Source organism: Variovorax sp. P4_D9, from assembly GCF_056401695.1.
Window position 1 is genome coordinate 1 of record NZ_JBFUIU010000352.1, and the last position, 9,227, is coordinate 9,227.

General features: G+C 63.9%; 14 protein-coding genes. 8 read left to right on the forward strand and 6 right to left on the reverse strand.

The window, feature by feature from the left end; all coding sequences use genetic code 11:
* Positions 1-1,195: 1,195 nt before the first annotated feature.
* Complete coding sequence (locus AC1DY5_RS30440; RefSeq protein WP_478117526.1) at positions 1,196-1,429, reverse strand: hypothetical protein; 234 nt, start codon at positions 1,427-1,429, stop codon at positions 1,196-1,198.
* A 69-nt stretch (positions 1,430-1,498) separates the two neighbouring features.
* Here AC1DY5_RS30440 and AC1DY5_RS30445 point away from each other — a divergent pair, with 69 nt between their 5' ends.
* From AC1DY5_RS30445 to AC1DY5_RS30455, 3 genes are all read left to right on the forward strand, one after another.
* Positions 1,499-1,708 carry a hypothetical protein gene (locus tag AC1DY5_RS30445; RefSeq protein ID WP_478117528.1) on the forward strand — a complete coding sequence of 70 codons (210 nt, stop codon included), beginning with the start codon at positions 1,499-1,501 and terminating at the stop codon, positions 1,706-1,708.
* A gap of 149 nt (positions 1,709-1,857) precedes the next feature.
* Positions 1,858-2,397, forward strand: a complete 540-nt coding sequence (locus AC1DY5_RS30450; protein WP_478117530.1) for a hypothetical protein — start codon at positions 1,858-1,860, stop codon at positions 2,395-2,397.
* Between the two features lie 327 nt (positions 2,398-2,724).
* Complete coding sequence (locus AC1DY5_RS30455; protein ID WP_478117532.1) at positions 2,725-3,789, forward strand: DUF5666 domain-containing protein; 1,065 nt, start codon at positions 2,725-2,727, stop codon at positions 3,787-3,789.
* A 278-nt stretch (positions 3,790-4,067) separates the two neighbouring features.
* Here AC1DY5_RS30455 and AC1DY5_RS30460 read toward each other — a convergent pair whose 3' ends face one another.
* The 4 genes from AC1DY5_RS30460 to AC1DY5_RS30475 form a co-directional block, all read right to left on the reverse strand.
* Positions 4,068-4,454: a hypothetical protein gene (locus AC1DY5_RS30460; protein WP_478117533.1), complete on the reverse strand. Its 387-nt coding sequence runs from the start codon at positions 4,452-4,454 to the stop codon at positions 4,068-4,070.
* Positions 4,455-4,608: 154 nt separating this feature from the next.
* Complete coding sequence (locus tag AC1DY5_RS30465; protein WP_478117535.1) at positions 4,609-5,022, reverse strand: hypothetical protein; 414 nt, start codon at positions 5,020-5,022, stop codon at positions 4,609-4,611.
* 287 nt (positions 5,023-5,309) lie between these two features.
* A complete protein-coding gene (locus tag AC1DY5_RS30470) occupies positions 5,310-5,774 on the reverse strand; it encodes an OmpA family protein (RefSeq protein ID WP_478117537.1) in 465 nt (154 codons plus the stop codon).
* Between the two features lie 410 nt (positions 5,775-6,184).
* Positions 6,185-6,607 carry a hypothetical protein gene (locus AC1DY5_RS30475; RefSeq protein ID WP_478117539.1) on the reverse strand — a complete coding sequence of 141 codons (423 nt, stop codon included), beginning with the start codon at positions 6,605-6,607 and terminating at the stop codon, positions 6,185-6,187.
* 231 nt (positions 6,608-6,838) lie between these two features.
* On the opposite strand from AC1DY5_RS30475, the gene AC1DY5_RS30480 reads away from it, so the two are divergent.
* Entirely contained in the window at positions 6,839-7,102 is a 264-nt protein-coding gene (locus AC1DY5_RS30480) for a hypothetical protein (RefSeq protein WP_478117541.1), read from the forward strand.
* Between the two features lie 223 nt (positions 7,103-7,325).
* Here AC1DY5_RS30480 and AC1DY5_RS30485 read toward each other — a convergent pair whose 3' ends face one another.
* Entirely contained in the window at positions 7,326-7,604 is a 279-nt protein-coding gene (locus tag AC1DY5_RS30485) for a response regulator transcription factor (RefSeq protein ID WP_478117542.1), read from the reverse strand.
* A 23-nt stretch (positions 7,605-7,627) separates the two neighbouring features.
* On the opposite strand from AC1DY5_RS30485, the gene AC1DY5_RS30490 reads away from it, so the two are divergent.
* From AC1DY5_RS30490 to AC1DY5_RS30505, 4 genes are all read left to right on the forward strand, one after another.
* A complete protein-coding gene (locus AC1DY5_RS30490; protein WP_478117550.1) occupies positions 7,628-7,924 on the forward strand; it encodes a DUF5372 family protein in 297 nt (98 codons plus the stop codon).
* A 160-nt stretch (positions 7,925-8,084) separates the two neighbouring features.
* Positions 8,085-8,537 carry a helix-turn-helix domain-containing protein gene (locus tag AC1DY5_RS30495; protein ID WP_478117544.1) on the forward strand — a complete coding sequence of 151 codons (453 nt, stop codon included), beginning with the start codon at positions 8,085-8,087 and terminating at the stop codon, positions 8,535-8,537.
* A gap of 35 nt (positions 8,538-8,572) precedes the next feature.
* Complete coding sequence (locus AC1DY5_RS30500) at positions 8,573-8,833, forward strand: hypothetical protein (protein ID WP_478117546.1); 261 nt, start codon at positions 8,573-8,575, stop codon at positions 8,831-8,833.
* On the forward strand, positions 8,817-9,227 hold a 411-nt coding region (locus AC1DY5_RS30505), incomplete at its 3' end, for a recombinase family protein (RefSeq protein WP_478117548.1). The genes AC1DY5_RS30500 and AC1DY5_RS30505, both read left to right, overlap by 17 nt.

Consider the following 9,227-nt stretch of genomic DNA (forward strand, 5'->3'; position numbering starts at 1 on the left):
TCCCAACATTGGGGCCATTGCCAGCGCCGGGTCCGCTGCCGCCCGGATCTGCCGAACTGTTGACGATTGCGAACGCGCCGGGCGCGCTCGAACCTTTGGATGCCGCAGTGCCGCTGGGGCGGTGACCGGATGATGCGCCTGAGGTCGCCGCGACAGAGGAATTCGGCGCTTGAGCCCCCAGCGCCGGAGAGTTCACACAGAGGGCTTCACCGAAGGGGTTGTACGGATCGCAACGGGTCGTGCCGCCTGCTCCACGAGCCGTGCCGATTTGGACCGGCGCGGTTGGGCGCGCGGCCAAGGCAGGGTTGTCGACCCGTTGCGGTTCCGTTCGGATCGAGGGCGGTACATCACTGGTGGCGGGCATCGATGCCGCGTGGCGGCTGCCTGTGACACCGCGCCACGTGGCGACGACCCTCGTCGTGCCCCTGCCGTGCTGTGGCGCGGCGGCGCGAGCCCGGTGTGGTGCCGCCAGCGCTTGACTTGGCGCCTGAGAAACCTCCGCGTCCGAAGTCCGTGGCTCTTCAGCTTTCGGTACCTCCAAAGACCGTCGTGCTTCAGACCTTGGTGCTTCCGACACAGTGACGGGCGGCTCGGCTGGCGCAGGCGCTACCGCCAGCGTTTCAGGCCGTGGCTCCTGCAGCGAGGGTGCGGTCTCGACCGGTGGTTCGGCGATCGGAGCGACCGGCGCAGGCGCCGGTGGGGAATTCGYCCCCGGCTCCGCAACCGGCGCAGCCTCCAACTGTGACTGTTGCCAATAGATGGTCGCCGCCTCGCGGGGAGGCGGCAGGCTGCGCTCGACAGTGCGGTTCCAATACCAGAATACGAACGCGGCGGTCACCAGGACGACGGCCGTCAGCAACAGGACGACCGGCACATCGATGGCGCGGGGAAGGGCCCGCTGACTGGCGATTTGCCGCCTCTCGCTGACGCGCGGAACAACGAACAGATTATTCGTCTTCGCCGCCGGCAAGAACGCGGGCGCCAGCATCCGCATCGACACGGGCTCCGCGATCCTCGGGACTCTCGCAACTCTCGGAGGCCCTCCCTCAGGCGAGGACCCCGCGGAGACGTTCGCAGCCGTGCGAATTCCGCTGAACTTGCCCGCGCATCCTCGGCAGTACTTCGCGCGGTCTCTGTTCGCGGTATGGCAAGACTCGCAGAACTTCGTCATGGCGATGGCCGCGAGGGCATGGACTCATGGAAACGGTATGGATGCAGTGATCACCACAAGCACGTTGATCACTACCGAGAAGGCGCAGAAGTCCATCAGGGATGCCCGACCCGGCGTCCCCAGCAAGTGCCAGGGCAATACCGCATCGCGCGCGCGAAGACTCTTCGCGCTGTCCTTGCCGGCCGCATAGAACGCCGACAGCTTGTGCGAGCAGCATTTGCAGTAGCGTGCGGACCCCACATGTTGATGGTGTTGCATGCGTCGCAGATGTCCGCAGAAGGGGTCCCTACCTGCAGCCGCGCTAGATCAACGAGACTTCCAAAGGCGGTGGAAGACGGCGAACTCTCGGGGGCGGCGGTGCTCATCGCGGCGCTCCTGGAAAACGGGTTGGTTGTTCACGACAAGGCGCCGCATGCAATCAAGGTTCTGAGCATCGCATTCTTTTCGGAGAGATACGCAATCGAATGTGAAAAGATGCGTGTGAACAGTTCACATGGCCGCTACTCTTATGCCCTCGCGAATGCGAAGAATATGTAAGACAGAAGCCAATGTCTTTGTCCAGTTCGTCACCGGCCTCGAACTTCGCTGTCGAGCGAAGTCGAAATTAAACTCCACGGAGATGAGACACACCGGCCTGGAGGACGAAAATGTCGGCGGAGGCGAGGACCTTGACCTTGTGGCTTCAGATGTTCGCGGACAACCCGGCTCACCGCTCGGTGCCGATTGCATCCGGCGAAGGGTCCGCGCCCTCCTTCGAGGCGGTCGCGCGACGCGCCAGTCGGGGCAACGTGCACCATCGCACCATTCTCGATGAACTGGTGCGCCTGAACATGGCGGTCGAGCGCGACGGCACGACTGAACTTGCCGTCGGGTGCTTCGTGCCGGCGAGCGACCTGAAGGGCATGCTCTCATTCCTCGGCGACAACGTGCGGGATCATCTGCTGGCGGGCGTCTCCAACACGGTCGGCGCCAAGCCGCCGCTGCTCGAGCGGTCGGTGTTCGCGGGCGGCATCTCGCTTGCGGAATGCGAGCGCATTCACCAGCTCGCACGCGAACGCTGGGGTCAGCTTCACCAAGAAATGTCACGCGAGATGAGGCATGCCTACGAAGCGGCGGACAAGGGAGACTCGGGACGCCCGGGTGGGCATCTACACGTACTACGAGGATGCCGAGGCCGAAGACCTCGCGACGCCCCCCGCTCCCTCTCCATTCCCGGGGAGYAATGAATGACGAACGTCCTGCTGCGCAATGGTTTCCTGTCGGTGATGGTGGCCCTGCTGCTTTCCTGCGGAGGCGGCGGAGGGGGTGGCGGCGGAGCGGCCCTTGTGAGCGCATCGGCGCTGGGCGCTGGTGGATCTGCGCCCGCTGGCCCGGGCATCCCTGGCCCTGTCGGCGACAGGAGCTCGGACGGGGCAGGCAACGGCATTGGCGGCATCGCATCGGACGACGCAAGTTCAGCCGGTGGATCGGGCTCGACCGCATCGGGCGACGGAAGCTCGACCACGGCATCCAGTGGCGATGACGGCTCCGGTGTCGGGTCCGGTGGCACCGGCGTGAGCACTGCCGATGCGAGCGGCGTCGGCTCCGTCGATGGCGCGGGCAGCATCATCGTCAACGGCCTGCGCTACGACACGAAGAGTGCCGTCGGAAACGTCGAGGATGCGCCCACCGGGCTCCAGCTGGGCATGAGCGTGAAGGTCACCGGACCGGTCAACGCGGACTTCACCCAAGGCACCGCCCGCCGGGTTGAATCCGCTGCCGACATTCGGGGCCAGGTGACATCGATCAACCTGGCGCAGGGCAGCTTCGTCATCCTGGGGACGACGGTGACGACCGACGAAGCGACCGTCTGGGCGGACGCAGCCGGCCTCGCCGCGATCTCGCCGGAGCGCACATTGCAGGTCTGGGGTCTGCCGGCCGCGCCGGGGGTGCTGCGCGCGACGCGCGTGGAGCAGCGAGGCCCGTCCGCGCCGATCCTCACGGGCACCGTGCAGAACCTCGACGCCACCCGACGCACCTTCACGCTCGGGGGCCTCGTGGTCGACTATGGCCGCGCGGTTCTGAGCGGGGGCCTGGACGGTCGATCGCTCGCAAACGGAACCCTCGTGCGCGTTCGCGCGGACGCCGCTGCGGCGGGAGGCCTGGCCGCGACGCTCGTGCAATGGTGGTATCCCTTGCCGACGGCCGACGCCGCGACAGCCCAGTTCGCAGGCATCGTCACGGACTTCGCGGGACCGGGCTCGCTGCGCGTGCTCGGCTTCCCGGTCGATGCGAGCGCCGCGCCGGTCACCGGTGGCCCGGTGGGCGCGCTCGGCAACGGCGTGAAGGTCGAGGTGGGAGGCGTCGTGTCAGGCGGTGTCCTCAAGGCGACGAAGCTCAAGATCCGGCATGTGCCGGGCACCGGCGGGCCGGCATCGTTCGAGCTGATCGGTAATGTCGGCGCATTCAGTTCCTCTTCGGACTTCCGCGTGAAGGGGCAGCCTGTGAACGCTGGCGGCGCCGGCGTCGAGTTCGTCAATGGCACGGCGGCGAATCTGGCCAACGGCGTGAAGGTGGACATCCGTGGCACGCAGATCGTCAATGGTGTGCTGATGGCTGCCTCCGTCACTTTTGAATGAGCGTGCGATCCATTGAACCATGTTGCCGGGTCATGAGGCGCTCAAGCGCTCAAGGCGCTGGGCGCGCCCGATTGACGGGCGCTAACTGCTAACCCGGCGGTGATCGGCCCCGCGACGAAACCGCTTGCGCACCGCGTCGGCGCCTAGCTGTTGGGGTGGTGGTGCCGGCGGCGAGCTCGACCGTAACGAATCGCGCCACGTTGACAACGATCACCCCCCTTTCAGGTAGCTGAGCTGTGATCCGGGAGCGCGTGATGGCTTCTGCAATCGTTTCACCTCTAGCTCAAGCTGGCGCCCGTGCAACCGTTCGACGCTGGGCCATCGGAAAAGCCTGAAATCGCATTGATCCGAACGGACCCTGTTTTCGTGGATACCGAGCGGGATACCAACGCCTTGGATACCAAATCGAGAACGTCGCCGACGTTCCTTGGGACCAACAAGTACAGCAGGCCGAGCAACGCAAGGCAATGCGCGCCCAGCAGGCACACGCCAACACGGGCGAATCCCAACGTGCCACCAGGTTCGCCCAACTCGTGGCGGAGCGTGACAAGATCGAAAGCCGGTACACGAACTGGCAATGGCAACCACCGGAGGTCATCAACCCCGATCAGCAGCGCATGCGAGGGCTTCGCGCAGAGCTGTCTGCGAATCAATGTGCCGTCCAATAGACAAGCTCGGTGAGTGGTGACCGTCGGACTCATCAAAAGGAGGTGCACGCGCCTTGCGCTACTCGGCGTCGCACTCTTGTGCGCAAGTATCAGCACGGCGCACGCCCGCAGGCGAGGCGGTGGCGGGCATGGCGACGGCGGCGATGGGCTTTCAGCAATTGATCCGTTCGTTCCCTACATCCTCATCGGCTTGCTGGGCATCGTCGCTCTCTTGATCATCTGGGCCGTTTGGAAGTCCGCGGTCGTCGAGCTTGCCCGCGAACGCCGCACGCGCCCCGCGACCCAGCACCGCCATCGCCATGACGAACAGATAGGGCGTCAGAAGCAGGAACTGCGACGCGACCAAGCCAAGGAAGTAGCGAGGCTTCAGTCCACCCAGTTCGCCGAGGCGCCGGCTGCTCTGGAAGGCGAACGACACCCACCCGTGCTGTGAATTCCAGTAGATCGCCGGCATGAAGATGAGGCCGGCCAACAGCACGGCCAGATAGGGCTGCGGCTTCAGCAGCCAATGCCGCTGTTCGCGCGAACTCAGCAGGTACAGCAACACCACAGGCAGCAGCAGCACGCCGGCGTACTTTGGGCTGGAAGCTGCTGAACAGGCCCGATGTGCTGGATGCACTCGCACATGCGACGGCCGTCGAGGCGGAAACTGGAAACCCGCGGCGGCGTGCCTTCCTATCCGCTGACGATGCCGCTCACAGTCGGTCCTGGCTCCATCTCCGTCGCCATCACGCTCGGCGCCAATCCGCATCGCGATGTGCGCTCGCTGTTCGTCACGGCGTTCGGGCACGCACTGGGCATTCTCGTCGGCCAGAATCTATGTCTCAGTGCAAACTCACGCCCGCAGCATCCTCACTTTCCTAACCCAATCACTTCAATCTCCACACGGCGGTTCTTCGCCTGACCTTCCTTCGTACTATTGTCAGCAACCGGGTTAGCGTCGGCCGCCCCGATGGCTTCCAACTTCTTGGGGTCCACTCCACTGCTGACCAGGTAGTCGCGAACCACTTCCGCACGCTGCTGCGACAGCTTCGAGTTGTGCTCTGCAGTACCGGTGTTGTCGGTGTAGCCGACGACTCTTACCTTCTCGGCGCTGCTCAGATCGGCTTTCGCCTTTTCGCGGTATGCGTTAAGTTGTTCTTTTCCCTCGGGCTTCAGGTCTGCCTTGTCGAACTCAAAGAGGGCTGCCTCGTCAAAATTCATGACAGTTGGGGCCTTAGGCGCAGAAACTTTGGGCGCTGGCTCTTTATTGCAGCCAGACAAGGACAACGCAAGGAACGCGGTCACGAGCAGAGGGGCTAGTAGCTTGAGTTTCATTTCCAGTTGCTCCTATAGTATCTGCAGCACCAGCACCAGCACCAGCACCAGCACCAGCACCAGCACCAGCACCAGCACGAAATATCGCCCGAAGTACCGAGGCCCGCGACGTGTCCAACTATCCGCTGAGTCAGTTGCGGCGGGTGAGGTGAGGTCGCGACACTACACCTGACGTATGTACCTGTCTACTCGGGCACCTCGAGCACATACGGCAGCTCCTGTCCGGTCCAAGCTCGAAAGTCGGCTCCCTCGCTGCGAAGCGGTAGTTCAGGAAACTCTGGTGCAACGCTGCGCTCATGAGCGGCGCTTCAGCGCGATTTCGCATTGATCACGGCCCGACGCCGCGAGTCCCGGCGAGCGTTTCGCGATCGGCCTGTTGCCGGCGGCCAACGCAGTCGACCGGTAATCCGTCAATACTTGGTGTCCCGCTTTTCTTGGCGACCCCCTTGCTTCGTGTCGTGTTTGTCCTGCCGGCACTGGGCGTTGCTCTTCTGGTTTTCGGCCCGGCAGTCGACCTTGTCCGAGCGCGCGTCCTGTTTGGCAGCCTGATTCGTGTCCCTGCCTTGTTGGCGCTGCTGCGACTGATCGGTGGCCAGGGCGGCCCCCGATAGCGTCAGGAGTCCGGCTGCGGCCAGCATTCTGCCTGCCCGACGCCAATTTCCGTATCTCGATTCGACCATTCGCGTTCTCCAATCTTGCTTGGTTGTGACGGCGGTCGGCTGTCGCCCCAAGCCGCCATTTATGCTCTTGACAGCCAGACCCAAGAAGCCTTCAAGTTTCATGATGGCACCAATCACCGCCCACGACAACGAAATCCAATCGGAGGCCGTCATCAATATCAATAGGAGGTTGCAATTGTTCGATTACGATCGCCCGCGACTCGATCGACCTCATGAGGACCTCCATGGGGATCTCCACAGTGCTGACGCGGCTGCTTGGCGGCTCGGCATCCAACTCGGCACTAACTGCTGTTGCCCATGGTTGTGGCGGTCGGCGCCAACTGGCAATGAGTGCGGCCGGTGGGGGATTGGGCGGACCGCTACGCCGAGCGGTACGATGCCCGCATGAGCGCAACCGAGACCATTCCGTTCGTCTACGCACCCGAGGACTACAAGGTCAACGACGCCCGGATCCTGCGCGCCGTGCGGACTCTTGGCGTCGAAGGGACGGCCGTGTTCGGCAGGACCGCGGACGGCTGGACCCGGGTCGTGGTTACGATCTCGGGTGATCCTGAGCCGATGCACATCGCGCGCGCCGGCCTGCCGATGGAAGCTCTGGATATGGGCTGTGATCGCGACAAAGCGATCAAGACGCTTCAGAAGAAGTAGGCTTTCGCTGGGTGTGACGGCCCATTTATTCGAGGTACAGGCACCATCAGGGTGACTGCCAGCCGCGGAGCCCTGATGATTCACGTCCCGCTCAGGCTTCTGGCCTCGATCGCAATGTGATGGGTCGACGTAGCCATGGCCGAGGTGTTCGATACACCCAACCTTGATGACGCTTCCGTCACCCAGGCAGGGTCGGCCGGTCCTGGCCGGGCCACTGCTCCAATCACGGATCGTCAATGCGGTTGCGCAGCGCGTAGCGAACCAATTCGGCCGTGCTGGACACGCGCAACTTCTCCTGAATGCGGGTCTTGTGGGTGCTCACTGTCTTCACGGAAAGGTGAAGCGCGTTGCCGATTTCAGTCAGGCGCTGGCCAGCGGCGACCCGTCGCAAGACGTCGAGTTCGCGATCGGTCAATAGCGCATGGCGCGGAGCCTCCGCTAATCCGTTGAGCTGGAACACAACCGACTCGGCGAAGGTTTTATCTGAGGTCAGGAACTGCACGCCATGCGAACGATGGCGCGCCCATTGAGTTCGAGGTCACACACCCGTTCCACCCGTGGCGAGGCAAGCGCTTCGTGCTCAGCACGCGCAAGAAGGCCTGGGGCGAAGACCGCGTGATGTTCTTCGATGAGGACGGGCACCTGCGCTCATTGCTGGCATCGTGGACCGACGTGGACGAACCGGACGCATTCGCCCGTGCCGCCGCCGGTCATTCGTGGTTGCGTACGGACGATCTCGTGCGCCTGAGGGCGCTCGTCGATGAGGTCCGCAACGCACTGCAGCGGCGCAAGGGCGTAAAGAACAATACGCCGCATAAGTAAACMRCTATACGCCGCAATATGCCGCAAGCAACCCTTAGCTCGGTCTTACGTTCTGGTGARTATCAGCTATGTGACAGCCTCAATTCAACCCGTTTAATAYGGCTTGATAAGCCAATATATGCGGCGTATAGTGACTTACACCGAAATCACACACATCACCATGGCCAAGCACCCGACCAAGACCGATCGACTGCGCGAGCTCGGTGCGCTGAACCCGCAACCGCAGCGGGTGCGCGCCGCGTGGTTCGACAGCGCCGGCTTCTTCGACGCCAACGACCTCGTGCAGGTCAAGTACGAGATGCTTCGTCACGCGCGCCAGGACGGCGTCACCAAGGCCGAGGCGGCCAGTCTGTTCGGCCTGTCGCGGCCGACCTTCTACCTGGCCGAGGCCGCCTTCGCGCGCGACGGGATCAGCGGATTGCTGCCCCAGGCCCGTGGACCGAAGTCGGCTCACAAGCTCACGCCCGAGGTGATGACCGTCATCAACGAGCACCACCACGGCGGCGGCCCGATCCAGGCGCGCACCCTGGCCCAGCTGGTGCAAAAGCAATTGGGCATATCGGTGCACCCGCGAAGCATCGAGCGYGCGATCGCGCGGAAAAAAAAACGCTGAAGCATCGGCCCGGCATCGACCCTTCAAAGTTGCCCATGAGTGCGTGCCAAGCCTACGAGACSTTGCGCTGCCAGGTGCTGCAGGGCCAGGCGCGGCCCGATGGACTGGGCGCCATCGTCTTCCACGGCATGTCGCGCGGCCTGGTGGTGCTGCTCAGTGCGCCGTCGCTGCCCTCGTCTTCACTCGCCGCGACCTCCGAAGCAGCGCCGGTCCCCGTGGCGCACGATCCGCAACTCGTGCGCTTGCTCGCCAACATGTTGCTGCTCATGCAGTCGAAGGATGAATATGCCTACTGACTATGCCTTGAAGGTCAGCGCCGACCATCTGCGGCGCGACGCGTTCGTCTACGTCCGCCAGTCCACGCAGCGCCAGGTGTTCGAGAACACCGAGAGCACCAAGCGCCAGTACGCGTTGCGTGATCGCGCGGTCGCGATGGGCTGGCCACTCGAGCGTGTGCACGTCATCGACAACGATTTGGGCCTCTCGGGCGCCCAGGCCCGCGACCGCGACGGCTTCCAGCACCTGGTCACCGAGGTGGCGATGGGCCATGCCGGCATCGTGCTGGGCCTGGAGGTCTCGCGCCTGGCGCGCAACAACGCCGACTGGCAACGCCTGCTCGAGTTGGCCGCCATGTCGCGCACGATCATCAGCGACGAAGATGGCGTGTACGACCCGGCGCACTTCAACGAC

Excerpts from the sequence above, each read along its gene's own strand:
- AC1DY5_RS30440 (WP_478117526.1), bottom strand. The coding sequence starts at position 1,429 with ATGCAACACCATCAACATGTGGGGTCCGCACGCTACTGCAAATGCTGC.
- AC1DY5_RS30470 (WP_478117537.1), bottom strand. The coding sequence starts at position 5,774 with ATGAAACTCAAGCTACTAGCCCCTCTGCTCGTGACCGCGTTCCTTGCG.
- AC1DY5_RS30480 (WP_478117541.1), top strand. The coding sequence starts at position 6,839 with ATGAGCGCAACCGAGACCATTCCGTTCGTCTACGCACCCGAGGACTAC.
- AC1DY5_RS30475 (WP_478117539.1), bottom strand. The coding sequence starts at position 6,607 with ATGACGGCCTCCGATTGGATTTCGTTGTCGTGGGCGGTGATTGGTGCC.